Raw genomic sequence first — 23,339 nt, 5'->3', positions numbered from 1 at the left:
AAACGAGCGACGTAGTCGTCTCGGGGCGACGAGGTCGTCCACGGGCGGCCAAAGGCCGTCCCGAGCCGAGCAAACCAAGAAGAGAAACAAGGAGTTGGGAACAATGAAGAAACTTGGCATTCTGGCTGGCGTCGCCGGCCTCGCAGTGAGCGCAATGCTGCTCGCCCCCGGTGCGCGTTCGGCCGACGACGCCAAGCTGGAGCAGCTCAAGCAACAGGGCTTTGCCCGCGTCGCCATTGCCAATGAGCCGCCCTATACGGCGGTGGCAGCGGACGGCAAGGTTTCGGGAGCGGCGCCTGACGTGGCACGCGAGATCTTCAAGCGCCTCGGCGTCAACGACATCGTCGCCTCGATCTCCGAATATGGCGCCATGATCCCGGGCCTGCAGGCGGGCCGCTTCGACGTCGTCACTGCCGGCCTGTTCATGAAGCCGGAACGTTGCGCGGCGGTCGTCTATTCCGAGCCGGTGCTTTGCGATGCCGAGGCGCTGCTGGTGAAGAAGGGCAATCCGAAAGGCTTCAAGAGCTATGAGGACATCGCCAAGGATGCGTCGGCGACCGTCGGCGCGCCTGGTGGCGGCACCGAGGAGAAGCTGGCGCTGAATGCCGGCGTGCCGCGCGATCGCGTCATCGTCGTGCCGGATGGCCAAAGCGGCCTGAAGATGGTGCAGGACGGCCGCATCGACGCCTATTCGCTGCCGGTGCTCTCGATCAACGACCTGGTCAAGAAGGCCAACGATCCGAACCTCGACGTCATCGCCCCGGTGGTCGGCGCTCCGGTCTATTGTGACGGCGCCGCCTTCAAGAAGGGCGACGAGGCGCTGCGCGATGCCTATGACGTCGAGCTCGCCAAGATGAAGAAGTCGGGCGAGTTCGCCAAGATCATCGAGCCCTACGGCTTCTCCGCCAAGGCGGCCATGTCGACGACGCGCGAGAAGCTCTGCGCGGCGAAGTAGCTCCCTCCCTTCTCCCCGTTCACGGGGGAGAAGGTGGCCCGAAGGGTCGGATGAGGGGCGGCGCCAAGTTCTGCAAGGCTGGCTCCGCCCTTCATCTGCCTGCCCGTCCTTCGCAGCAGCTGCGCTGCAGCTACGGAGGATAAACCGGCATCTTCTCCCGTTGAACGGGGAGAAGGACCCAAGAACGCAAACGTTGGAACCCTATGACCCAGTGGTCCGGCTATCTCGGCCTGATATTGCAGGGAGCGCTTGTCACCATCGAGCTGACGCTGATGGGGTCGGTGCTTGCGCTGATCATGGCCTTCCTTGCCGGCATGGGGCGCGTGTCGCGCTTCTTCATCGTGCGCGCGATCGCAACCGTCTATATCGAATTCTTCCGCGGCACCTCGATCTTCGTGCAGCTGTTCTGGGCCTATTTCGTGCTGCCTTTCGTCGGCCTGTCGCTGACGCCGCTGCAGGCGGGCGTGCTGGCGCTGGGCTTGAATGTCGGCGCCTATGCGGCGGAAGTGGTGCGCGGCGCCATCCTGTCGGTCGGCCGCGAGCAATACGAGGCCTGCACGGCGCTCAATCTCGGCCGCTGGCAAGGCATGCGCCACGTCATCCTGCCGCAGGCGCTGCTGGTCATGCTGCCGACTTTCGGCAACAACGCTATCGAGCTGCTCAAGGCGACCTCGGTCGTGTCGCTGATCTCGCTCGCCGACCTGACCTTCCAGGCGCAGGTGGTGCGTTCGCAGACCGGCAGCACGCTGATGCCGTTCCTGTCCGTGCTGATCATCTATTTCGCGCTCGCGCTGATCATCTCCTGGGGCGTGCGGACGCTGGAACGCCGCATGGCGCGCGGTCTCGACGGAGTGCGTGTCTGATGGACTGGGCCAAATAATGGACTGGGATTGGGATTTCGTCAGGCAGATCATGCCGGTGCTGCTCCAGGGCGTGAAGATCACCATCCTGGCGACGGTGCTCGGCTCGATCCTGGCGGCGATCGTCGGGCTTGGGATAGCGCTGGCGCGGCGCTCGGAGAACCGGCTGGTGTCGCGCAGCGTCGGCTGGTTCGCCGAATTCATCCGCGGCACACCGCTTTTGGTGCAGCTTTATTTCATCTTCTATGTGCTGCCCGATATCGGCATCCTTTTGCCGCCGCTGGTGGCGGGCGTCATCGGGCTTGGCCTGCACTACGGCACCTATACGGCCGAGGTCTACCGCGCCGGCATCGACAATGTGCCGCGCGGGCAGTGGGAAGCGGCCAAGGCTTGCAATCTCAACGGCCGCCACACCTGGACGCATATCATCCTGCCGCAGGCGATCCCACCGATGATCCCTGCCTTGGCCAACTACTTCATCGCCATGTTCAAGGAGACGCCGCTGCTTTCGGCGATCACCGTGCTCGAGCTGATGAACCAGGCCAAGAGCGTCGCCAACACCTATTACCGTTACATCGAACCGATGACGCTGGTCGGCGCCTTCTTCCTCGTCATCAGCCTCTGCTCGGTCGTGCTGTTGCGCTGGCTGGAGCACCGCTACGGCAGGATCGAAAGATGAAAGTCATGAAAGCATTGCCCGAAATCCGTCTCGAAACGGCGCGCCCCGCGCTGGACGCGCGCCCGCTGCAAAAGCGTGTCGGCCTGATCGCGCTCGCGACCGACCACACCAGCGAGGTCGACTTCCGCCGCATGGTGGCGAGCGAGCGCATCGGCGTCTATGTGGCGCGCATTCCCTACGCCAATCCGACGACGCCGGAGAATTTGCGCAAGATGCAGCCGTCGCTTTCGGCGGGCGCAGCGCTGATCCTGCCGCACGAGCCGCTCGATGCCATATGCTACTCGTGCACCTCGGCGTCGGTAGTGATCGGCGACGCCGAGATCGAGCAAGCGATCCAAGCGGCCAAGCCCGGCGTGCCCGTGGTCACGCCGCCGATGGCTGGTATGCGCGGCCTGAACGCTTTTGGGGTGAAGCGTATCAGCATCCTGACCCCCTACACCGTCGAGACCAGCCGGCCGATGGCGGCGTATTTCGCCGCGCACGGCTTCGACATCCAGAGTTTCACATGCCTCGGCTTCGAGGACGACCGCGAGATGGCGCGCATCACGCCGGGGGCCCTGGTCGAGATGGCGCGCAAGGTCATGCATCCGCAGGCTGATGCGCTGTTCGTCTCCTGCACCGCGCTGCGCGCCGCACTCGCGGTCCCCGGCATGGAAGAGGCGATCGGGCGTCCGGTCATCACCAGCAACCAGGCCAGCGCCTGGAACTGCCTGCGGCTTTGCGGCGACGACACGCCGCGTGCCGAGTTCGGCCGGCTGTGGACCAAGCCGCTGGCCGCGTAATCGAAATGTCCGTGATCGAATGACTGTTGAGCTTAAGCATATTCGCGCCGCGCGCGAACGCATTGCCGGCAAGGTCGAGCGCACAGCTACCGTGCTGTCGCAAAGCCTGTCGGATCGCACCGGCGGCCCGGTGTACCTCAAGCTGGAACACCACCAGACCACCGGCGCGTTCAAGCTGCGCGGCGCCTCCAATGCGATCGCAGCATTGAGCGCGGACGAGAAATCGCGCGGCGTCGTCGCGGCGTCGACCGGCAATCACGGCCGCGCGCTGGCGCATGCGGCGAAGCTTGAAGGCATCCGCGCGGTGATCTGCATGTCGAAGCTGGTGTCGGAAAACAAGCTCGACGCCATCCGTCGCCTCGGCGCGGATGTGCGCATCGTCGGCAACAGCCAGGATGACGCACAGCAGGAGGTCGACAGGCTGGTGGCGGAGGAAGGACTGGTCATGCTGCCGCCCTTCGACCATCCCGACATCATCGCCGGGCAAGGCACGCTCGGTCTGGAGATCATGGAGCAAGTGCCGGACGCCGCGGCGGTGTTGGTGCCGCTCTCCGGCGGCGGGCTGGCGGCGGGCGTTGCCGCGGCCATCAAGGGCGTGAGCCCGAATACAAAAGTCATCGGCATCTCGATGGCGCGGGGCGCAGCGATGAAAGCCAGCCTCGACGCCGGCCGGCCGGTGCAGGTCGAGGAACTGCCGACGCTGGCGGACTCCCTCGGCGGCGGCATCGGTCTCGACAACCAGCTGACCTTCGCCATGTGCCGGGACCTGCTCGACGATGTCGTGCTGCTCGCCGAGGACGAAATCGCCGCTGGCATCCGCCATGCCTATGGGCAGGAGCGCGAGATCGTCGAGGGCGCCGGCGCCGTCGGCATCGGCGCACTGCTTGCTGGCAAGCCCTCGACGAATGGCCCAACTGTCCTCATCCTCTCCGGCCGCAACATCGACATGGCTCTGCATCGTCGCATTGTCTGCGGCGAGGCGGCCACAGCAACGGAGCGCGTCGCATGAGCCGCATGACCATCCTCACAGAAGCCGAGCTACGCAAGATCGTGACGCTCGACCTGGACGCCGTCGCCTGCGTCGAGAATGCCTTCCGGGCGTTGGCCACAATGCCCGTAGCAATGCCGCCGATTTTGCGGCTCGACATTCACGAGCATCGCGGCGAGGTCGACGTGAAGTCGGCCTATGTGCCGGGCATAGACGGCTTCGCCGTCAAGATAAGCTCCGGCTTCTTCGACAATCCGAAGCTCGGCCTGCCGAGCGGCGGCGGCATGATGGTGCTGCTTTCGGCCAAGACCGGCGTGGTCGAGGCGCTGCTGCTTGACAATGGCTATCTGACCGATGTGCGAACCGCCGCTGCCGGCGCGGTCGCGGCCAAGCATCTGTCGCGCGAAGATTCCAAAATAGCGGCGATCTTCGGCGCCGGTTTGCAAGCCGGCCTGCAGTTGGAAGCGCTGCGGCTGGTGCGGCCGATCGAGGAAGCGCGCATCTGGGCGCGCGACGCGGCCAAAGCAGAGGCAGCCGCTGCCCGCCTGCGCGAGAAGCTGGGCATTGCCGTGCGAGCCGAACCCGATGCGGCGAACGCGGCTGCTGGCGCCGACATCATCGTCACCACCACGCCCTCGACTGAACCATTGATCAAGGCCGGCTTCATCTCCGCCGGCCAGCACATCACCGCCATGGGTTCGGACGCCGAGCACAAGAACGAGATCGCGCCGGCGATCCTGCGCATGGCCGACCTCTATGTCGCCGACAGCGCCAAGCAGACGCGACGCCTGGGCGAACTTCACCACGCCATCGACGCCGGCGTGATGGCGGCCGACGCCGAGGTCACCGAACTCGGCCAGATCATCGCCGGCGAGAAGCACGGCCGGCGCTCCACCAGCGACATCACCATCGCCGACCTTACCGGCACTGGCGTGCAGGACACCGCGATCGCCACGCTCGCGCGAGACCGCGCGCGGGCAGCGAAGGCCGGAACCACTTTTGAAAGCTGATGCTGGCCGCAAGGCCCAACAAACGAGGACCAAGAAAATGCAGCCAAACCTGAAATTCTCGCGGAGCGAATTTGCCGATCGCCTCGCCAAGACGCGGAAAGCCATGGAGGCCAAGGGGGTCGATCTGCTGATCGTCAGCGATCCCTCCAACATGGCCTGGCTGACGGGTTACGACGGCTGGTCCTTCTACGTGCATCAGGCGGTCATCGTGCCGCCTTCGGGCGAGCCGGTCTGGTACGGCCGCGGCCAGGACGCCAACGGCGCCAAGCGAACCGCCTATCTCGCGCATGACAACATCATCGGCTACGCCGACCACTATGTGCAGTCGACCGAGCGGCATCCGATGGATTACCTCGCCAGCGTGCTGGCGGAGCGCGGCTGGGACAAGCTCGCCATCGGCGTCGAGATGGACAATTACTGGTTCTCGGCCGCTGCCTTCGCATCGCTGCAGAAGCACCTGCCCAACGCCCGCTTTGCCGATGCGACCGCGCTGGTCAACTGGCAGCGCGCGGTGAAAAGCCCGACCGAGATCGAATACATGCGCAACGCCGCCCGCATCGTCGAGGCGATGCACCAGCGGATCGTCGACAGAATAGAGGTCGGCATGCGCAAATGCGACCTGGTCGCCGAGATCTACGATGCCGGCACGCGCGGCGTCGCCGGCATCGGGGGCGATTATCCGGCGATCGTGCCGCTGCTGCCGTCGGGCGCCGATGCCTCCGCGCCGCATCTCACCTGGGACGACAAGCCGATGAAGGTCAATGAAGGCACGTTCTTCGAGATCGCCGGCTGCTACAACCGCTATCATTGCCCGCTGTCGCGCACTGTCTTCCTCGGCAAGCCGACACAGGCCTTCCTCGACGCCGAGAAGGCGACGCTTGAGGGCATGGAGGCCGGCCTCGCCGCCGCCAAGCCCGGCAACACCTGCGAGGACATCGCCAACGCCTTCTTCGCCGTCCTGAAGAAATACGGCATCGTCAAGGACAACCGCACCGGCTACCCGATCGGCATTTCCTATCCGCCGGACTGGGGCGAGCGCACGATGAGCCTGCGCCCCGGCGACCGCACCGAGCTCAAGCCCGGCATGACCTTCCATTTCATGACGGGGCTGTGGCTGGAGACGATGGGGCTGGAGATAACCGAGTCGATCCTGATCACCGACACCGGCGTCGAATGCCTGGCCAATGTGCCGCGCAAGCTCTTCGTGAAGGACTGAGGCCGATGTCCGCTTTGCGTCCGTCGCCGATCGCGGCGACCGTCGACTTCGAGCGCGACGGCGTCCAGCACGGCTTCCTGCGCCTGCCTTACAGCCGCGACGATTCCGCCTGGGGATCGGTAATGATCCCTGTCTGCGTCGTGCGCAACGGCAAGGGCCCGACGGCGCTGCTCACCGGCGGCAATCACGGCGACGAGTATGAAGGGCCGCTAGCGCTCTACGAGCTCGCCCGCACGCTCGATCCGAAAAACGTCTCCGGCACGGTCATCATCGTGCCGGCGATGAACTATCCGGCCTTCCGCGCCGGCACGCGCACCTCGCCGATCGACAAGGGCAACATGAACCGCGCCTTCCCCGGCCGCCCGGACGGCACGGTGACGGAGAAGATCGCCGACTATTTCCAGCGCGAGCTGCTTCCGCGCGCGGACATCGTGTTCGACTTCCATTCCGGCGGAAAGACGCTGGACTTCGTGCCATTCTGCGCGGCCCACACATTGCCGGACAAGGCGCAGGAGGCGAAAGCTTTCGCAGCCGTCGAGGCCTTCTCGGCGCCGTTCTCGATGCGCATGACCGAGATCGACGCGGTCGGCATGTATGACACGGCCGCCGAGGAGATGGGCAAGGTCTTCGTCACCACCGAGCTCGGCGGCGGCGGAACCTCGCGGGCCGAGACGGTGCGCATCGCCCGGCGCGGCATCTTCAACGTGCTGCGACATGCCGGCATCATCGATGGTGCGGTCGAGAAGACTCGAACAAAATGGCTGGACATGCCGTCGGGCGATTGCTTCGCCTTCGCCGAAGATGACGGCATGATCGAGACGATGATCGATCTCGGCGAGCCCGTAAAGGATGGCCAGGTTGTCGCGCGTATCCATCCGGTCGGACGTACCGGCCAGGCGCCGCAGGAGATCAAGGCGAGGATGTCGGGGCTGCTTGCCGCGCGCCACTTCCCCGGCCTGGTCAAGGCGGGCGACTGCGTCTCGGTGCTCGGCGTGGCCGTTCAGGGATAGTCCCGGCGGCCAGCCTACTGTACCACGCGCTTCTCGAGCTTGCGGGCAAGCGTGCGCCGGTGCAGGCCTAGCCGGCGCGCGGTCTCGGAGATGTTGAAGCCGGTCTCGACCAGCGTTTCGTGGATACGCTCCCATTCGAGATTCTTGATCGAGGTGGGGCGGCTGGTGAGCGGCACCGAAACGTCGCCCTCGGCGCGGCCGAAGGCGGCTTCGATGTCATCGGTGTTGGCGGGCTTGGCCAGATAGTGGCAGGCGCCAAGCTTGATCGCCTCGACCGCCGTGGCGATGCTGGCAAAGCCCGTCAGCACCACGATCCGCATCGACGGATTGCGGGCGCTGAGCAGCTTGACGCATTCGAGCCCCGATCCCGCTCCGAGCTTGAGGTCGACGACGGCGTAGGTCGGCACGGCCGTTTCCAGCGCGACCAGCAGCGCCTCGCGGTCGTGGCAGACCACGACGTCGTAATCGCGCTTCTCGAAGGAGCGCTTGAGCGTCCGCGCGAACGTCGCGTCGTCCTCCACGACAAACAAGGATCGATCAGATGTCACGATCGTCTCCATCGGTCAGCGCCGCCAGCGGCAGCGAAAGGGTAACGCGAGCGCCTTCGGCCAGGTTGCGCGCCGAAACGTCGCCGCCGAGCTTGCGCACCACGTTGAACACCAGGAAGAGGCCAAGACCGCCGCCTGGCCGCCCCTTGCTCGACATATAGGGCTGGCCGAGCCCGGCCAGAATATCCTTGTCGAAACCCGGTCCGCGATCCCTGACGGTGAGCACCAGCCTCTCGTCCTGCCGCTCGGCGGTGATGCCGACCCAATCGTGCGATGCTTCCTGGGCATTGTCGAGCACGTTGAAGATCACCTGCTTCAGCGCCGTGTCGGACACGATCTGCTCGTCCGGTTCGAAACCGTTGCTGTAATCCAGCTTGAACGGCTGGCGGCTGACGCGCCACTCCTGGACGAGATCGTCGAGGAAGCTGCGGATCGTGGTGCGGATCGTGCCTTCGCCCCGCGCCTGGCCGGAGGACATGAGGATGCCCGTGACGATGCTTTTGCAGCGCTCGATCTGCGCCTGCATCTCGGCCACGTCCTCGGAAAGCTCGCGGTTGCGCTTGACGCCCTGCATCTGGCGCCAGTCGGATAGGATGACCGATATGGTCGAGAGCGGCGTGCCCAGCTCATGAGCGGCACCCGAGGCCAGCAGACCCATGCGCACGATGTGGTCTTCCTCGGCCGAACGCTGGCGCAGGTCCGCGAGATAGGCATCGCGTTCGCGCAGGTTGCGGTCGATGCGCGTCATGAAGATCACGATCAGGCCGGCCGCCAGCACGAAGCAGATGAACATGCCGCGCAAATGCAGCGCCAGGAGGTCGCTGCCGCCATGATGCGGGATCGCGATCGGCTGGAAGACGAAGATGAGGAAGACGAAACAGGCCGAGGCGGCCACCACCAGGATCCAGGTCGACCATGGCGCCAGCAGCGCGGCGCCAAGCGTGATCTGCAGCAAATAGAGCGACACGAAAGGATTCGAGGCGCCGCCGCTCAGGTAGAGCTGCGTCGTCAGCGCCGCCATGTCGAAGATCAGCGCAACGAAGAGCTGCGCGTTGGAGATGCGGCGATTGCCGCGCAGGGCGAGCAGGCTGAAGATGTTGAGCCCGACCAGGAAAAGCACGACGCCGGCCATCTCGGTGAGCGGCAGCGGGATGGCGAACCAGTATTGCGTCACCAGGATGGTCAGCACCTGCCCCGCCACCGCCAGCCAGCGCAACTGGATGAGGAGCAGCAGGTTCTTCCTGTTCGTCACGTCGGAATTCGAGGCGGCGCCGCCCCGGCCGGCAAGAGGACCCGCCGGGATCGGCTTGCCGTGATGAAGCACCGGGATCGAGATGTTCATCTTGCCGCGTCCCGCTTCCGGCGTCCGACGAAGATCGGCCTGCCCAGCGCCATCGCCAGCATCGCTGCCAGCGCGAACCAGGTCAAAGCGTAGACGAGATGGCTGTTGCGGAAGGTGACGACGGTCAGGCCGCCGCGGGGCCAACCAGCCGCCCCGGACGCCTCGGCATCGATGAAGTAGGGCGCAACTTCCGCCAGTCCGCGCGCCTTGGCGATTGCCGCGACGTCGCGCGAATACCAGCGATTGGCCGCGGGATCGTTGCTGCGCAGGAAACCGCCGCGCGGTTCGCTGATGCGCAGCAGCCCGTCGACCGTCGCCGTCGCGGCGAAACCGGCATTCTCCCGCTCGAACTCCGCCTTGCGCTCCTGCGGAACGAAGCCGCGGTTGACAAGGACCGTGAAACCACGGTCGTCGCGCATCGGCGTGAGCACCCAATAGCCGCCGCCGAGCTCGGTCACCGCCTGCACCAGCGTGTTGGCGCCGCCCTCAAAGCGCCCGGTCAACCGCACATGGCGATATTCGTAATCGGAGGCGCTCAACCCGCTCCAGTCCTGCGGGCCGGGCGCATCGACGACGGGAGCATGGATGCGCTGGTCGACGCGGGCGATCAGGTCGAGCTTCCAGACCCGCCTTTCCAGCTGCCAGATGCCGAGCCCAAGAAACACCAGGACGCCCAGAAGCACAGCCAGCACAGCCACGAATCGCGACGCGGAGCCCTTCGAGGTGGCATGAGAACCCGCCCGGCCGATCATGTCTTCTACCTCGACCTTGACCCTCCCCGCGCCCGAAACAGGGCTCATGGCATCTCCCGCATCTCGTGGAGCCCAGGCATCATGTTGGCGTTGAGGTGGTACATCACCCAGAGCGAGCCGCTCAGCACGATGACGACGAGGATCACCGTGAAGATGAGCGCCAGCATCGACCATCCGCCTTCCGAGGCGGGGTTCATGTGCAGGAAGAACACCATGTGCACCACGATCTGCACCACCGCGAAGGCCATGATGATGATGGCGGTCGCCTGCTTGTTGTCGATGGCGCCGCTCATGACCATCCAGAATGGGATGGCGGTGAGGATCACCGACAGGAAGAAGCCGATCAGGTAGCCCTTCAGCGATCCGTGCGCGGCGCCGCTATGCGTGTGGTCGTGACCGGCATGATCATGAGCGCTCATCGCAACGTCCCCATCAGATAGACGAAGGTGAAGACGCCAATCCAGACGACGTCGAGGAAGTGCCAGAACATCGAGAGGCACATCAGCCGGCGGCGGTTGGCCTCGATAAGGCCGTATCGCGCCACCTGCACCATCAGCGTCAGCATCCAGACGATGCCGAAGGTGACGTGCAGGCCGTGCGTGCCGACCAGTGTGAAGAAGGACGACAGGAAGGCGCTGCGCTGCGGCGTCGCGCCCTCATGGATCATGTGCGCGAATTCGTAGAGCTCGATGGACAGGAACGCCAGGCCGAACAGCATGGTCACCGCGAGCCAGGCTTGCGTCGCGCCGACGCGGCCCTTGCCCATGGTCAGCATGGCAAAGCCATAGGTGATCGAGGAGAGCAGCAGCATGGTGGTGTTGACCGCCACCAGGCCGAGGTCGAACAGGTCCTTCGGCGCCGGACCCGCCGCGTAATTGCCGCCGAGCACGCCAAAGGCCGCGAACAGCATGGCGAAGATCAGGCAGTCGCTCATCAGATAGAGCCAGAAGCCGAGCATGGTGCTGCCGCCTTCGGCGTGCGCATGCTCTTCTTCCAGGTGAAAGACCGGTTCGGCGCCGGCCGTGATCGCCGTCGATGTCATGCTCAAGCCCTGGCCCCCTCGGCGGCGAGAAGCGTCGTCCTCGCCTCTTCCGTTTGCGCGACCTCAGCCGCCGGGATGTCGAAGTCGCGGTGGTAGTTGAAGGTGTGGCCGATCGCGGTGGCGATCAGGCAGACAAAGCTCAGCGCCGCCAGCCACCACATGTACCAGATCAGGCCGAAGCCGAGCGCGACGCTGAAGACAGCGAGGATGACTCCGGTGCCGGTGTTCTTCGGCATATGGATCGGCTTGAAGCCGGAGAGCGGACGCCGGTAGCCGGCCTTCTTCATGTCCCACCAGGCATCGTTGTCGCGGATGACCGGCGTGAAGGCGAAATTGTAGGCCGGCGGCGGCGAGGAGGTCGACCATTCGAGCGTGCGTCCGTCCCAGGGATCGCCGGTGACGTCGACCAGTTCCGCGCGCTTGCGGATCGAGACGAAGATCTGCACCAGGAAGGCGGCGATGCCGCAGGCGATCAGCACCGCGCCGAAGGCGGCGATGACGAACCAGATCTGCAGCGAGGGATCGTCGAAGACGCGCATGCGGCGCGTCACGCCCATCAGGCCGAGGATGTAGAGCGGCATGAAGGCGAACCAGAAGCCGAGCACCCAGCACCAGAACGAGACCTTGCCCCAGAACGGATCGAGCTTGAAGCCGAAGGCCTTGGGCCACCAGTAGGCGATGCCGGCGAACAGGCCGAACAGCACGCCGCCGATGATGACGTTATGGAAATGCGCGATCAGGAACAGGCTGTTGTGCAGCACGAAGTCGGCCGGCGGAACGGCAAGCAGAACGCCGGTCATGCCGCCGACGACGAAGGTGAGCATGAAGGCCACCGTCCACATCATCGGCAGTTCGAAGCGGATGCGGCCGCGGTACATGGTGAAAAGCCAGTTGAATATCTTCGCCCCGGTCGGGATCGAGATGATCATCGTGGTGATGCCGAAGAAGGAATTGACGCTGGCGCCGGAACCCATGGTGAAGAAGTGGTGCAGCCAGACCAGATAGGACAGGATGGTGATGACCACCGTGGCGTAGACCATGGAGGTGTAGCCGAACAGGCGCTTGCCGGAGAAGGTCGAGGTGACCTCGGAGAAGACGCCGAACAGCGGCAGGATGAGGATGTAGACCTCCGGGTGACCCCATATCCAGATGAGGTTCACATACATCATCGGGTTGCCGCCGAAGTCGTTGGTGAAGAAGTTGGTGCCGACATAGCGGTCGAGCGCGAGCAGCGTCAGCACCGCCGTCAGCACCGGGAAGGAGGCCACGATCAGCACGTTGGTGCAGAGTGACGTCCAGGTGAAGACGGGCATGCGCATCATCGTCATGCCGGGCGCGCGCATCTTGATGATGGTGCAGATCAGGTTGATGCCGGACAGCGTCGTGCCGACGCCCGCCACCTGCAGCGCCCAGATGTAATAATCGACGCCGACGTCCGGACTGTAGCCGATGCCGGAGAGCGGCGGATAGGCGAGCCAGCCGGTGCGGGCGAACTCGCCGACGAACAGCGAGGCCATGACCAGGATGGCGCCGCCGACCGTCATCCAGAAGCTGAAATTGTTGAGAAACGGGAAGGAGACGTCGCGCGCGCCGATCTGCAGCGGCACGACGAAGTTCATCAGCCCTGTGACGAAAGGCATCGCCACGAAGAAGATCATGATCACACCGTGCGCGGTGAAGATCTGGTCGTAGTGATGGGCGTTGAGATAGCCCTCGGAGCCGTTGAAGGCGATCGCCTGCTGCAGGCGCATCATGATGGCGTCGGAGAAGCCGCGCAGCAGCATGACGAGGCCGAGCACCATGTACATGATGCCGATCTTCTTGTGGTCGACGCTGGTGAACCACTCGCGCCACAGATAGCCCCAAAGCTTGAAGTAAGTGACGACGCCGAGAAGGGCGAGGCCGCCGAGCGCCACAGCGATAAAGGTGGCGACGACGATCGGCTCGTGCAGCGGCAACGACTCCAGAGTGAGGCGGCCGAAGATGAATTTGGTCAGCGTCTCAGGCATCCGCGATTCCTCACAATTCGAAGCGCAGCAGGCCGAGCGACGGCGTCCTGGCGTCGGCGCGGCGGCTGCCTGTCCCTGGGCTCAGCAGCCCTGCCCCTCGCAGCGGGGAAAGGTCGCGCAACGGCCAGTATTTCGCGTCGGCATCGCGGGCCGCGCGCGAGGCGGCGGCCGCTTCCTCGGCCGTGCAGATGCTTGCGACATAGGACGGGTCGCTGCCGAACACGGCGCCGCGCCGGGCAAGCTTGTCATATTGCAGCGGCAAGGTGTTGCGCACGCCGGCCAACCCCAGACCACCCTTGGCGTCGATCGACATCATCTCGTTCATGCACATCTTGCCGCGCTCGACGCACAGGTTGAGGATGGCGCCGAAGAGGTCGGGATCGACGGAGGCATAGTGGCGGACCGGCTCATTCTCGCTCGGGCGCTCGAGCTCGAGATAGGTGTCGCGGGTCAGAGCCGCCGGCGCGCTCCTGGTCTGCGCCACCCACTGGTCGAACGCTTCCTGGGAGAGGCCATTGAAAGCAAAGTGCATGCCCGAGAAGCCGGCGCCGCTGTAATTGGCCGAAAAGCCCTTGTAGCTGCCCGGACGGTTGATGACGGCATGCAGTTTCGTCTCCATGGCGGGCATGGCGTAGATCTGCCCGGCAAGGGCGGGAATGTAGAAGGAGTTCATCACCGTGGAGGAAGTGATGCGGAAATCGATCGGCTGATTGACCGGCGCGGCCAGTTCGTTGACGGAGGCGATGCCGTAGTCCGGATAGATGAAGAGCCATTTCCAGTCGAGCGCGACGACGTCGACCCTGAGCGGCTTGTGGATCTGCGTGACCGGCTGTCCGGGCTCGATCCGGTCGATGCGCCGATAAGGGTCGAGCAGGTGCGTACCGAGCCAGGTGAGCGCGCCGAGGCAGATGATGACGAGCAGGGGAGCGGCCCAGATCACCAGCTCGAGCTTGGTCGAATGGTCCCAGTCTGGCGTGTAGGTCGCCGTGGTGCTGGATTGCCGGTAGCGCCAGGCAAACAGCACCGTCAGCGCCATCACGGGCACGATGATGAGCAGCATCAGCAGCGTCGAGACGACCAGCAGGTCGCGCTGTTGCACCGCGACATCTCCCGCCGGCGACAGCACGACGAGGTCGCAGCCGCTGAGCAGCAGGGGAAACAGAAGCAAGGCTCCGGATCGTTTCATCAGACGTTGACCTCGATGACCCGGTGCAGCAGGGTTTTCATGTTGCAATGCGGTATCGACCAAGGGCTAACGCTGGCGGGGTTGCAACGACATTGGACAATTTGTCCAATGCCCAGTCGGCGCGGCTTTGGCGAAAGTGTGCAACGCACAATGGGACAACGGCAATTGCGTCCCGCACTCCCCTGGCAGCTCAGTGGCGACGGATAAGATGGCTCAGACTTCGACTGCCGAAACTGACAGCAAGCTGATCGGCTCGCATCACGGCCAGGTCAGCGCGGGCGATATCGCGGTCGGCGTGATCATCGGCCGGACGTCGGAGTTCTTTGATTTCTTCGTCTATGCGATCGCTTCCGTCATCGTGTTCCCCAAGCTGGTGTTCCCGACCCTCGACCCGCTGGTCGGAACGCTTTATTCCTTCGCCATCTTCGCGCTGGCCTTCATCGCGCGCCCGTTCGGCACGGTGCTGTTCATGGCGATCGACCGCGCCTATGGCCGCGGCGCCAAGCTGACGATCGCGCTGTTCCTGCTCGGCACCTCAACCGTCGCCATGGCGTTCCTGCCCTCTTATGAAGATGTCGGCGCGGTCGCCGCCTGGCTGCTGGGCCTTACCCGGTTCCTGCAGGGCCTGGCGCTCGGCGGGACATGGGACGGACTGCCCTCGCTCCTGGCGCTGAATGCGCCGCAAAACCGGCGCGGCATCTATGCGATGATCCCGCAGCTCGGCGCACCGATCGGCCTCATTGTCGCAAGCTCGCTGTTTGCCTTCTTCGTCGCCAATCTTTCGGCCGACGACTTCTTCTCCTGGGGATGGCGCTATCCCTTCTTCGTCGCCTTCGCCATCAATGTTGTGGCGCTGTTCGCCCGGCTGCGCATCGTGGTGACGCCCGAATTCTCGAAACTCTACGAAAGCGGCGACCTGCAGCCGACGCGCATCAGGGACATGGTCGGCACCGAAGGCCGCAATGTCGTCATCGGCGCCTTCGCGCCGTTGGCAAGCTTCGCGCTGTTCCACATGGTGACGGTGTTTCCGCTGTCCTGGGTGTTCCTGTTCACCAATGAGGGGCCGGAGCGCTTTCTGGTGATCGAGGCGGTGAGTGCGCTGTTCGGCATTGCGGCAATCGTCGCATCCGGCCCACTCGCCGATCGCGTCGGACGCCGCGCTTTGCTCGGCGGCGGCGCTGTCGCCATCGCCGCATTCAGCGGCTTTGCCCCGCAGCTTCTCAATGGCGGCACCGTCGGCGAGACGGTGTTCATGGTGCTGGGCTTCATCCTTTTGGGCTTGAGCTTCGGACAATCCTCGGGCGTCGTGGCGTCGAGCTTCTCGCGCCGGCACCGTTATACCGGCTCGGCCGTGACGTCGGACCTTGCCTGGATGTTCGGCGCCGGCTTCGCGCCGCTCGCCGCGCTGCTCCTGGCCGGCAATTTCGGCCTCATCGCGGCCGGCGCCTACCTGCTTTCGGGCGCCGCCTGCACGCTGATCGCGCTCTGGATCGACAGGCAAGCGTCAACACCCGACCGCCAGTAGCTCGTCGCAGGAGCTCGATCAGACCTGGTAGAAATCCCGGTACCATTCCACGAAGCGCTGGACGCCGACCTCGATCGGGATCCTGGGCTTGAAGCCTATCACCTCTTCAAGCGAGGTGACGTCGGCATAGGTCGCAAGCACGTCGCCCGGCTGCAGCGGCATCAGGTTGCGGATCGCCTTGCGCCCAAGCGCGTCTTCCAGCACCTCGATCAGCCGGTTGAGCTCGACGGGCGAGCTGTCGCCGATGTTGTGGATCCTGAATGGCGCGGTGCTGGTCGCGGGATCCGGTGCTGCGCTTGTCCAATCGGGGTTGGGCGTCGCGGGATGCTGCATGACACGGATCACCCCCTCGACGATGTCGTCGATGTAGGTGAAGTCCCGCTGCATGTTGCCGTGGTTGAAAACGTCGATCGGCTGGCCGGCGAGGATGGCCTTGGTGAAGATGAACAAGGCCATGTCGGGCCGTCCCCATGGACCGTAGACGGTGAAGAAGCGCAGGCCCGTCGTCGGCAGCCCGAAAAGATGGCTGTAGGTGTGGGCCATCAGCTCGTTTGCTTTCTTGCTGGCGGCATAGAGGCTGAGGGGATGGTCGGCGGAATCATGCACCGAGAACGGCATGCGCGTGCTGCCGCCATAGATCGAGCTCGACGACGCATAGACGAGATGGCCGACCGAGGCCTGCCGGCATCCTTCCAGGATGTTGAGGAAGCCGTTGAGATTGCTTTGCACATAGACATGCGGATTGACCAGCGAGTAGCGGACGCCCGCCTGGGCGGCGAGGTTGACGACGATCTCCGGCGCGACCGACGCAAAGACCCCCGAGATGCCATCGCGGTCGGCGAGATCGGCGTGCTCGAAGCGAAAATTCGGGAACGCCTTCAGCCGCTCGAGCCGCGCCTGCTTCAGCGCGACGTCGTAATACTCGCTCATGGAATCGAGGCCGACGACCTGCCGGCCTTCGGCAAGCAGCCTGTGGCAAAGGTGAAAACCTATGAAACCGGCTGCGCCGGTGATCAGGATCGGCCTGCTCGACGTCATGCACACCCCTAACGCTGCAGCCTCAGGCCGGTCGAGAACTTGCGCCTTTTATGGCAGACCGGCGACGAATTCAACGATACGCTTTCTTCCACCGCTCCAATGCAATCCCGGCCACTAGGGCGGCAGTGAGGCCAAAGGCTGGAGCACCGCGCTCCATCGCTCCGGGACGAAGGCCGCCTCGTATATGGTTTCAATCAGGTCGATCATGGCCGCCTTAGGGAACGATGCGGGCCGGAGGGCCCAGAAGGCCACCAGTATCCGACAGCGCAAATGCGATCTCAAGCCAATGCTTATATGCGAGCGCGGTCAGGGAACGGACCGGTCAAGGTGGAATGAGATTTTGCGCATTGGCGCCATTGAGGATTTGGTTTTCTTGGTAATCCTCCTTCGGTGGGGCAAACTGCCAGCGGGCTGTCAGGAGGAGAAATGAGAGCACGCGCGGCGACGGTCGGCGACCTGGAAGATGTGTTCCGTGGCCTGTCCAAGCGAATGTCGGACGAATATGTGGCGGCCGGCAAGGACAGCAAAAGCGCCTATGACAATCTGATGATGAACCTGAAGGAAGGCCGGGCGCATGCGCTCGCTCAGGACGACAGGACGGTGGCGATCATCGCCTGGCATGAGCACGCGGACGCCGCAGATACGCTCTTTGCCGCGCGGGAGGATTTCTTCAACGCCGCGACGGTCCGCTTCTGCAAGCGCCACATCCGCCATGTCCAGGCGCTTGCCGGCAACCTTCCCATACATTCGCGCAGCTGGCTGGACAGGCCCGACGTCGCGAAATGGTTCCGCGTGATCGGCTATATCGACCGCGGGCGAGAGAACGGCGCCACCCTGTTCGAGCTGCCGCCAGCCGCCAACAGCTGAGGCGACCCACGGATCGCCTCCAGATTTGTCGCGCGCCGCCTTCTTGGCGGCTGCGCCCCGTGCCGCCCATGATTTCAGTTGTCACCGGCTCACGAGCCGAACCAACGCGACCGTCGACTCGAGCCGAACTTTTCCTTGTCGGCGCGTAGCGCCACCGAGGGCTCATGGTAGTTGCCGGTTGGCGCAGGGCCCGAAAAGAAATCGACCTCGACCTTGCCGATGCGGCCGCCGCCGAATTCGATGTAGCAGGTGCCGAAGCCGTCATAGAGCGTGCCGTTTCCGCTGCCACGCAGCTTGGCGATGAGTGCTGAGGCGACGGCGCGCGCGGCACCTTCGGCGAACACGCCGGCCTTCGGCGTCCCGGTGTTGGCGCCGTCACCGACCGCGTAGACATTCCGGTACTTCGTTTCGAGCGTACGCGGGTTGACCGGGATCCAGCCGTTCTCCGACATGCCGCTTTCCAGCACGACCGGCGGCACGCGATGTTTGGGCACGCCTAGGAAAAGGTCGAACGGCATTTCGGTGCCGTCGTCGAGCATTGCCATGTTTCGGGCATTGTCGACCGAGGCGACGCGACGGCTGGGGATGAACTTGATGCCGCGCTCGGCGAAAGCCGCAAGCAGCGCCTTCGAGGTATCGGGCGACGGCGGCACCGGGCTGCCGAGCGGCAGCACCAGCGATATCTCGCAGGCCTCGCGCACGCCCTTTCGCATCAGGTAGTCATGCAGCATCAGCACGCATTCGCTTGGGGCCGGCGGGCATTTGTAGGGCGCGCCGCAGACGCCGACCATCGCCCTGCCCTTCTTGAAGCTCGGCAGTACGTCGCGCAGCCGCTCCGCGCCGGCAACCGTGTAGAACTCGTTGGTGCCCGACAGCCCAGGCGTGGCGTCGAAATCATATTCAGCGCCAAGCGCGACAATCAGGTAATCGGCATCGTAGACACCGTCGTCGGTGGTGACCCGGCGCCTCTCCGCATCGATCGCGGTGATGGTGCGCTTCAGCAGTTTCACTCCGGGCTTGGCGTAGCGGTTGTAGGGCAAGCGGACCGCCTCCGCCGCCTTCAGGCCGAACATCACGTCGAGCTTCGAAAAGCCGAACACGAAGGCGTCGCTCTTGTCGATGAGCGTGACGTCGACGCCGTCGCCCATCGCCTCGGACAGCAGCGTCGTCAGTTCGAGGCCGCCAAAGCCTGCACCCAGGACGACGATGCGCGGTTTGTTAGCAGTGCTCATCTCGGTTCCCCACCTCTTGGCGCCATGCCGATGCGCCGGATTGATTTTGCTCACTGTCTTTCCGTTGTGTGGCGGCGAGGATGTGTCTCTCACGCCCTCGCCGCCGATGCCCGTCGCCTAAAACCTCGATGCCCGACCTGTCAGGTCAGCACAGGCTGCGGCACGATGCGGATATAGGGCTTCGGTTCCTTCCAGCCCTGCGGATAGAGCTGCTTTGCTTCATCGTTCGACACCGAACCCGCGATGATGACGTCGTCGCCGGGCTTCCAGTTGACCGGAGTCGCCAGGCGATGCTTGGCCGTCAGCTGGAGGGAGTCCACGACGCGCAGCACCTCGTCGAAGTTGCGGCCCGTCGTCATCGGGTAGGATATGACGAGCTTGATCTTCTTGTCGGGGCCGATGACGTAGACGTTGCGCACCGTCTGATTGTCCGCGGCGGTGCGACCGTCGGCGCTGTTGTCGGCCGAGGCCGGAAGCATGTCGTAGAGCTGCGAGACGGCGAGCGTCGGGTCGCCGATCATCGGGAAGTTCGGCGCCATGCCTTGCGTCTCGGCGATGTCCTTCGCCCAGCCGGCATGCTTCTCGACCGGGTCGACGGACAGGCCGATGACCTTGACGCCGCGCTTGTCGAACTCGGGCTTGAGGCGCGCCATGTATCCGAGCTCGGTGGTGCAGACCGGCGTGTAGTCCTTGGGATGCGAGAACAGGATGCCCCAGTCCTTGCCCAGCCACTCGTGGAAGGAGATCGGACCTTGCGTGGTGTCGGCGGTGAAGTCGGGGGCGATGTCTGCGATACGGAGTGACATGGTCATTTCCTTTCCGGTTGGAATTTGATTGCGCAGGCATATTAGGAAATCTATGTTCCGCCAGCGTTCCCCGACCACCGCCGGCTGGTGATGGCTTCGGCGCCGGCTCTCCTTCTTGCGGATGGTGCTTTGATGCGCGTTTCGATCCATCTGCTCGGCCGCTTCGCCGTCAGTGTCGACGGCCGGGCGATACCGGGGGGCGACTGGCGACGCGACCGCGCCGCCGCGCTGGTCAAGCTGCTGGCGCTGAAGCCCGCGCATCGCATGCACCGCGAGCAAGTGATGGAGACGTTCTGGCCCGACGCCGACCCGGAAGCGGCCGGCGGGAGCCTGCGCAAAGCCGTCCATTTCGCGCGCCGCGCGCTCGGCGCCCATGAACTCATCGAGATCGGCAACGACATCATCGCGCTTGCACCGGATGCGGAGCTCGACATCGATAGCGAAAACTTCGAGGCGGCCGCGAAAGCGGCGCTGCGAGGCGGCGACAAAAGCACTTTCGAACAGGCGGCCGACCTCTATGGCGGCAGGCTTTTGCCCGATGATCTTTTCGTCGAATGGCTCGACACTCCCCGCGCGCAGATACAGCAACGCTACAGCGACCTGTTGCGCGCCGGCGGCTTGTGGCAGCGGCTCATCGCGCTCGACCCGGCCGACGAGCAGGCACAATGCGCGCTGATGCAGGCCGCGCTCGATGCCGGCAACCGCGTCGAGGCAATCCGCCAGTTCAACCAGCTTCGCGACAATTTGCATGCCGAACTCGGCGTCGGGCCGAGCGCCGCGACCATCGCGCTCTACGAGAAGGCGCTGGCGCTCTCAGGCACGGAGACAGTCAGCCCCTCGGAGCGCATCCGCACCTCGCTCGCCTGGGGCTTGGTGCACCTGCAGAGCGGCGAGTTCGACAAGGCGAGCCAGATCGCGCGGCAGACACGCGATCTCGCGCTGGGCGCCAATTTGGCGCGCGAGGTCGGCGAGGCGAGCGCGCTGCTGGGACTTGCCTCGATGATGCAGGCGCGATGGCCGCAGCTGTTCCGGTCCGAATTCATCGAGTGGGTCCGCGCCAAGCCGGCCTTCGTGCAACATGTCTTCGATGGACATCTGTGCCTGTCCGAATTCTGTCTGTGCAGCGCCAAAGGCCATGCCGAAGTCGCGGGGCTGGCCGAGGAACTGCTCGCTGTCGCCGAGGAGGCGGAATCGAACGCCGGACGCGGTCTCGCCTGCCTGCTCCTCGGAGAGGCGGCGTTGTTTTCGGGCGAGCTCGACAAAGCCGAGCAATTCCTCACCGAGGCCGAGCGACTGCTCCTCGAGGCGGACGCGGTTGCCGGCCGCGTGCTGGCGATCGAGCGGTTGGCCGAGATCGCCCTGGAGCGCGGTCAGAAATGGCGAGCCAGCCGCCTGATCCAGCGCGGCCTCACCGATGCCGAGCGTTCCTGGCTTTCGCCGCATCTCATCATGCGCATGCAGGCGCTGGCGGTGCGGGCGGCATCGACGCCGAAAATGGTGGCCGAGGAGATCCTCGCCGGCGACAGGCTGTTGACGCCGGGCGCCTGCCAGCCATGCTCGATGGCGTTGCGCACCGCCTCGGCGATCGCGCTTGCCGAGTCAGGCGACCTGGAACAGGTCGAACGCCGCCTGAACGACGCCGAACGCATCGCCGGCATGTGGCAAGGCGGACCCTGGGCGGCCGCCCTTTGGGAAGCGCGGGGCGTGCAACGGCGGGCACAGGACAAGGAAGTGCGCGCGCTCGCCGCCTTCGAGGAGGCGGCCGGCCGCTACGAAGAGCTTGGGCGGCCCCGCGACCAGGCTCGATGCCTGGCGCGGATGGGAAGCCACGGCTGATCTTGCGCCGGAGGCCAATCGGCGAGATGGTAAGGCAGGCAGCCGGGGGCGCTGGCACGCCCGGATATGCATGGCTGCTGGAAATCGAGATGTCGCGCGCTTGCCTGGCCCTTGTTGCCCTGGTTGCCCTGATGGGACCGACAGAGGCGAGCGAGCGAGCGTCTCACCTGCTCGACGGCGACGAGCTGGCAACGACTTACTCGGGCGAATCCGACCTCGTGACCGCCTATACGACCGGAATGGCGCGCTATCGCCTGCTGCTCGCCGGAGTTGCCGGCACGGCCGACCTCGCCGCGCCTCTCGAACCTCTGGCTTTGCGGCCTGAATTCCAGCAGCGGACATGGCGCTCGGCGGATGGCAGCCTGCTGCAGGGCTTTGCCGGCAAGGGCGGCTTCCGGCTGACCACAGGCAACTGCCTGGGCCGCATCTGCGTGGCCAGCGAGTGCAGCGAGGCCGGCTGGCCGCTTTACGCCTGCAGCGACGGACGCAAGCGCAAGATGTCGGTCAAGAGCTTCGTGACGGCAACGTTCGACGGCATCCCCTACCGACGGCTGAGCGCGCCGCAGGAGTGAAATTGGCGACCCGAACCGGGCAATGGAGCCGCTTGCGCTGATCTCGCCAAGCGTGGCATCGGTTGCGGCGTTTTGAGAAAGTTCGAAGACAAAGACAAGTGGCACGCCAACCCGACCGACGATCAGCAACCCCAAAGGTCAGCCTCAGCCGAGCGCTCTCCAAGCTTGGCTTCTGCTCGCGCACGCAGGCCGAGCATCTGGTCGCGGAGGGGCGCGTGCAGGTAAACGGCAAGACGGTGCGCGATGCCTTGCTGCGCATCGATCCCGACCGTGACGGCATCACCGTCGACGGCGAGCGCATCGTTGCCGAGCGCAAGGTCTATCTGATGCTCAACAAGCCGCGCGGGCTGGTCACGACCCGCGATGACCCGGAACGCCGCGGCACCGTCTATGACTGCCTGGAAGGGCTCGACCTGCCCTTCGTATCGCCCGTCGGCCGCCTCGACAAGGCGAGCGAAGGCCTGCTTTTGATGAGCAACGACACGCGCTGGGCGAACGGTTTGCTCGACCCTGCCTCGCATGTCGCCAAGACCTATCATGTGCAGATCGCGGCCGCGCCCGACGAGGCGATGCTGGAGCGATTTCGCCAAGGAGCGGTCGTCGACGGCGAGTTGCTCGCCGCAAGCTCGATCGCGCTGTTGCGCAGCGGCGGGCGGACAGCTTGGCTGGAGATCGTGCTCGACGAGGGCCGCAACCGCCAGATCCGCAGGCTGCTCGGCGCTTTCGACATCGAGGTGCTGCGGCTGATCAGGGTGGCGATCGGCGGTCTGCAGCTGGGCGAACTTGCCAAGGGTCAGGCGCGGCACCTTACCGCCGAGGAGCTGGCGATACTTGTTGCTTAATGGGTGCGCCCCCGAACTTCGCCATCCACGGCGGAGCGGGAGCGAAGCGGACGCGCAGACCCGAGGATCCATGCCGTGACCTCGCGCACGGAGTAAAGACGGCGTAAGACAGGGATCGTTCTGGACCGCCGCAACGCGTATAGGTAACGGCATGGATTCTAGGGTCTGCGCCGCGTCGCTTCGCTCCTTGCTCCGCCCTAGAATGATGGGTGGACGGCCCCTTGCGGCATCGAATGTGCCAA

Annotated in this window: 23 protein-coding genes; 13 read left to right on the top strand and 10 right to left on the bottom strand. The window is 64.9% G+C overall.

What is annotated here, in order from left to right; genetic code table 11:
• Nucleotides 1-103: 103 nt before the first annotated feature.
• The 8 genes from ehuB (at nucleotide 104) to doeB (ending at nucleotide 7,500) form a co-directional block, all read left to right on the top strand.
• Entirely contained in the window at nucleotides 104-955 is an 852-nt protein-coding gene (ehuB, locus tag RFM52_RS31500) for an ectoine/hydroxyectoine ABC transporter substrate-binding protein EhuB (RefSeq protein ID WP_320298690.1), read from the top strand.
• 203 nt (nucleotides 956-1,158) lie between these two features.
• On the top strand, nucleotides 1,159-1,818 hold the full coding sequence (gene ehuC / locus RFM52_RS31495; RefSeq protein WP_320298689.1) for an ectoine/hydroxyectoine ABC transporter permease subunit EhuC: 660 nt from the start codon (nucleotides 1,159-1,161) through the stop codon (nucleotides 1,816-1,818).
• A gap of 16 nt (nucleotides 1,819-1,834) precedes the next feature.
• Nucleotides 1,835-2,494: an ectoine/hydroxyectoine ABC transporter permease subunit EhuD gene (gene ehuD, locus RFM52_RS31490; protein WP_320298796.1), complete on the top strand. Its 660-nt coding sequence runs from the start codon at nucleotides 1,835-1,837 to the stop codon at nucleotides 2,492-2,494.
• Between the two features lie 5 nt (nucleotides 2,495-2,499).
• Nucleotides 2,500-3,276 carry an ectoine utilization protein EutA gene (gene eutA, locus RFM52_RS31485; protein ID WP_320298795.1) on the top strand — a complete coding sequence of 259 codons (777 nt, stop codon included), beginning with the start codon at nucleotides 2,500-2,502 and terminating at the stop codon, nucleotides 3,274-3,276.
• 19 nt (nucleotides 3,277-3,295) lie between these two features.
• Entirely contained in the window at nucleotides 3,296-4,285 is a 990-nt protein-coding gene (eutB, locus tag RFM52_RS31480) for a hydroxyectoine utilization dehydratase EutB (protein ID WP_320298688.1), read from the top strand.
• Nucleotides 4,282-5,274 (top strand): cyclodeaminase, encoded by a 993-nt coding sequence (locus RFM52_RS31475; RefSeq protein ID WP_320298687.1) that lies wholly within the window; start codon nucleotides 4,282-4,284, stop codon nucleotides 5,272-5,274. Before eutB ends, RFM52_RS31475 begins: the two co-directional genes overlap by 4 nt.
• A gap of 37 nt (nucleotides 5,275-5,311) precedes the next feature.
• On the top strand, nucleotides 5,312-6,490 hold the full coding sequence (gene doeA, locus RFM52_RS31470) for an ectoine hydrolase DoeA (RefSeq protein WP_320298686.1): 1,179 nt from the start codon (nucleotides 5,312-5,314) through the stop codon (nucleotides 6,488-6,490).
• 5 nt (nucleotides 6,491-6,495) lie between these two features.
• Complete coding sequence (gene doeB / locus RFM52_RS31465) at nucleotides 6,496-7,500, top strand: N(2)-acetyl-L-2,4-diaminobutanoate deacetylase DoeB (protein WP_320298685.1); 1,005 nt, start codon at nucleotides 6,496-6,498, stop codon at nucleotides 7,498-7,500.
• Between the two features lie 14 nt (nucleotides 7,501-7,514).
• Here the strand turns inward: doeB and RFM52_RS31460 are convergent, their stop codons facing one another.
• The 7 genes from RFM52_RS31460 to cyoA are packed head-to-tail and all read right to left on the bottom strand — an operon-like array spanning nucleotide 7,515 to nucleotide 14,379.
• Nucleotides 7,515-8,048: a response regulator transcription factor gene (locus tag RFM52_RS31460; RefSeq protein ID WP_320298684.1), complete on the bottom strand. Its 534-nt coding sequence runs from the start codon at nucleotides 8,046-8,048 to the stop codon at nucleotides 7,515-7,517.
• Nucleotides 8,038-9,390 (bottom strand): ATP-binding protein, encoded by a 1,353-nt coding sequence (locus RFM52_RS31455; RefSeq protein WP_320298683.1) that lies wholly within the window; start codon nucleotides 9,388-9,390, stop codon nucleotides 8,038-8,040. The genes RFM52_RS31460 and RFM52_RS31455 overlap by 11 nt, the downstream gene beginning before the upstream one ends.
• Nucleotides 9,387-10,190: an SURF1 family protein gene (locus RFM52_RS31450; protein WP_320298682.1), complete on the bottom strand. Its 804-nt coding sequence runs from the start codon at nucleotides 10,188-10,190 to the stop codon at nucleotides 9,387-9,389. Before RFM52_RS31450 ends, RFM52_RS31455 begins: the two co-directional genes overlap by 4 nt.
• On the bottom strand, nucleotides 10,187-10,561 hold the full coding sequence (gene cyoD, locus RFM52_RS31445; RefSeq protein WP_320298681.1) for a cytochrome o ubiquinol oxidase subunit IV: 375 nt from the start codon (nucleotides 10,559-10,561) through the stop codon (nucleotides 10,187-10,189). The genes RFM52_RS31450 and cyoD overlap by 4 nt, the downstream gene beginning before the upstream one ends.
• On the bottom strand, nucleotides 10,558-11,184 hold the full coding sequence (cyoC, locus tag RFM52_RS31440) for a cytochrome o ubiquinol oxidase subunit III (protein ID WP_320298794.1): 627 nt from the start codon (nucleotides 11,182-11,184) through the stop codon (nucleotides 10,558-10,560). Before cyoC ends, cyoD begins: the two co-directional genes overlap by 4 nt.
• A gap of 2 nt (nucleotides 11,185-11,186) precedes the next feature.
• Nucleotides 11,187-13,193 (bottom strand): cytochrome o ubiquinol oxidase subunit I, encoded by a 2,007-nt coding sequence (gene cyoB / locus RFM52_RS31435; RefSeq protein WP_320298680.1) that lies wholly within the window; start codon nucleotides 13,191-13,193, stop codon nucleotides 11,187-11,189.
• Between the two features lie 10 nt (nucleotides 13,194-13,203).
• Nucleotides 13,204-14,379: a ubiquinol oxidase subunit II gene (gene cyoA, locus RFM52_RS31430; protein ID WP_320298679.1), complete on the bottom strand. Its 1,176-nt coding sequence runs from the start codon at nucleotides 14,377-14,379 to the stop codon at nucleotides 13,204-13,206.
• Nucleotides 14,380-14,587: 208 nt separating this feature from the next.
• On the opposite strand from cyoA, the gene RFM52_RS31425 reads away from it, so the two are divergent.
• Entirely contained in the window at nucleotides 14,588-15,904 is a 1,317-nt protein-coding gene (locus tag RFM52_RS31425; RefSeq protein WP_320298678.1) for an MFS transporter, read from the top strand.
• Nucleotides 15,905-15,922: 18 nt separating this feature from the next.
• Here the strand turns inward: RFM52_RS31425 and RFM52_RS31420 are convergent, their stop codons facing one another.
• The gene (locus RFM52_RS31420) at nucleotides 15,923-16,942 is read right to left on the bottom strand and encodes an NAD-dependent epimerase (protein ID WP_320298677.1); all 1,020 of its coding nucleotides are present in this window, start codon (nucleotides 16,940-16,942) and stop codon (nucleotides 15,923-15,925) included.
• A gap of 426 nt (nucleotides 16,943-17,368) precedes the next feature.
• Here RFM52_RS31420 and RFM52_RS31415 point away from each other — a divergent pair, with 426 nt between their 5' ends.
• Nucleotides 17,369-17,809, top strand: coding sequence for a hypothetical protein (locus RFM52_RS31415; RefSeq protein WP_320298676.1), 441 nt, complete (start codon nucleotides 17,369-17,371; stop codon nucleotides 17,807-17,809).
• 89 nt (nucleotides 17,810-17,898) lie between these two features.
• On the opposite strand, the gene RFM52_RS31410 is transcribed toward RFM52_RS31415, so the two are convergent.
• Nucleotides 17,899-19,041, bottom strand: coding sequence for an NAD(P)/FAD-dependent oxidoreductase (locus RFM52_RS31410; protein ID WP_320298675.1), 1,143 nt, complete (start codon nucleotides 19,039-19,041; stop codon nucleotides 17,899-17,901).
• A 140-nt stretch (nucleotides 19,042-19,181) separates the two neighbouring features.
• Entirely contained in the window at nucleotides 19,182-19,847 is a 666-nt protein-coding gene (locus tag RFM52_RS31405) for a peroxiredoxin (protein ID WP_320298674.1), read from the bottom strand.
• Nucleotides 19,848-19,979: 132 nt separating this feature from the next.
• Here RFM52_RS31405 and RFM52_RS31400 point away from each other — a divergent pair, with 132 nt between their 5' ends.
• The 3 genes from RFM52_RS31400 (at nucleotide 19,980) to RFM52_RS31390 (ending at nucleotide 23,097) form a co-directional block, all read left to right on the top strand.
• The gene (locus RFM52_RS31400; protein ID WP_320298673.1) at nucleotides 19,980-21,683 is read left to right on the top strand and encodes an AfsR/SARP family transcriptional regulator; all 1,704 of its coding nucleotides are present in this window, start codon (nucleotides 19,980-19,982) and stop codon (nucleotides 21,681-21,683) included.
• Between the two features lie 89 nt (nucleotides 21,684-21,772).
• Nucleotides 21,773-22,255 (top strand): hypothetical protein, encoded by a 483-nt coding sequence (locus tag RFM52_RS31395; RefSeq protein WP_320298672.1) that lies wholly within the window; start codon nucleotides 21,773-21,775, stop codon nucleotides 22,253-22,255.
• A 98-nt stretch (nucleotides 22,256-22,353) separates the two neighbouring features.
• Nucleotides 22,354-23,097 carry a pseudouridine synthase gene (locus RFM52_RS31390; RefSeq protein ID WP_320298671.1) on the top strand — a complete coding sequence of 248 codons (744 nt, stop codon included), beginning with the start codon at nucleotides 22,354-22,356 and terminating at the stop codon, nucleotides 23,095-23,097.
• Nucleotides 23,098-23,339 lie beyond the last annotated feature (242 nt).

This window comes from Mesorhizobium humile (assembly GCF_033977215.1).
Classification (GTDB): domain Bacteria; phylum Pseudomonadota; class Alphaproteobacteria; order Rhizobiales; family Rhizobiaceae; genus Mesorhizobium; species Mesorhizobium humile.
The sequence above is the reverse complement of the archived record's forward strand: the minus strand, read 5'-3'. Positions and strand labels throughout refer to the sequence as shown.

Coding starts and splice junctions, on each gene's coding strand:
- cyoC (WP_320298794.1), bottom strand. CDS start 11,184: ATGACATCGACGGCGATCACGGCCGGCGCCGAACCGGTCTTTCACCTG.
- RFM52_RS31395 (WP_320298672.1), top strand. CDS start 21,773: ATGTCGCGCGCTTGCCTGGCCCTTGTTGCCCTGGTTGCCCTGATGGGA.
- RFM52_RS31400 (WP_320298673.1), top strand. CDS start 19,980: ATGCGCGTTTCGATCCATCTGCTCGGCCGCTTCGCCGTCAGTGTCGAC.
- cyoD (WP_320298681.1), bottom strand. CDS start 10,561: ATGAGCGCTCATGATCATGCCGGTCACGACCACACGCATAGCGGCGCC.
- RFM52_RS31455 (WP_320298683.1), bottom strand. CDS start 9,390: ATGAACATCTCGATCCCGGTGCTTCATCACGGCAAGCCGATCCCGGCG.
- RFM52_RS31415 (WP_320298676.1), top strand. CDS start 17,369: ATGAGAGCACGCGCGGCGACGGTCGGCGACCTGGAAGATGTGTTCCGT.
- ehuB (WP_320298690.1), top strand. CDS start 104: ATGAAGAAACTTGGCATTCTGGCTGGCGTCGCCGGCCTCGCAGTGAGC.
- eutA (WP_320298795.1), top strand. CDS start 2,500: ATGAAAGCATTGCCCGAAATCCGTCTCGAAACGGCGCGCCCCGCGCTG.
- RFM52_RS31405 (WP_320298674.1), bottom strand. CDS start 19,847: ATGTCACTCCGTATCGCAGACATCGCCCCCGACTTCACCGCCGACACC.
- cyoA (WP_320298679.1), bottom strand. CDS start 14,379: ATGAAACGATCCGGAGCCTTGCTTCTGTTTCCCCTGCTGCTCAGCGGC.
- doeA (WP_320298686.1), top strand. CDS start 5,312: ATGCAGCCAAACCTGAAATTCTCGCGGAGCGAATTTGCCGATCGCCTC.
- cyoB (WP_320298680.1), bottom strand. CDS start 13,193: ATGCCTGAGACGCTGACCAAATTCATCTTCGGCCGCCTCACTCTGGAG.
- ehuD (WP_320298796.1), top strand. CDS start 1,835: ATGGACTGGGATTGGGATTTCGTCAGGCAGATCATGCCGGTGCTGCTC.
- RFM52_RS31410 (WP_320298675.1), bottom strand. CDS start 19,041: ATGAGCACTGCTAACAAACCGCGCATCGTCGTCCTGGGTGCAGGCTTT.
- RFM52_RS31420 (WP_320298677.1), bottom strand. CDS start 16,942: ATGACGTCGAGCAGGCCGATCCTGATCACCGGCGCAGCCGGTTTCATA.
- eutB (WP_320298688.1), top strand. CDS start 3,296: ATGACTGTTGAGCTTAAGCATATTCGCGCCGCGCGCGAACGCATTGCC.
- ehuC (WP_320298689.1), top strand. CDS start 1,159: ATGACCCAGTGGTCCGGCTATCTCGGCCTGATATTGCAGGGAGCGCTT.
- doeB (WP_320298685.1), top strand. CDS start 6,496: ATGTCCGCTTTGCGTCCGTCGCCGATCGCGGCGACCGTCGACTTCGAG.
- RFM52_RS31450 (WP_320298682.1), bottom strand. CDS start 10,190: ATGAGCCCTGTTTCGGGCGCGGGGAGGGTCAAGGTCGAGGTAGAAGAC.
- RFM52_RS31425 (WP_320298678.1), top strand. CDS start 14,588: ATGGCTCAGACTTCGACTGCCGAAACTGACAGCAAGCTGATCGGCTCG.
- RFM52_RS31475 (WP_320298687.1), top strand. CDS start 4,282: ATGAGCCGCATGACCATCCTCACAGAAGCCGAGCTACGCAAGATCGTG.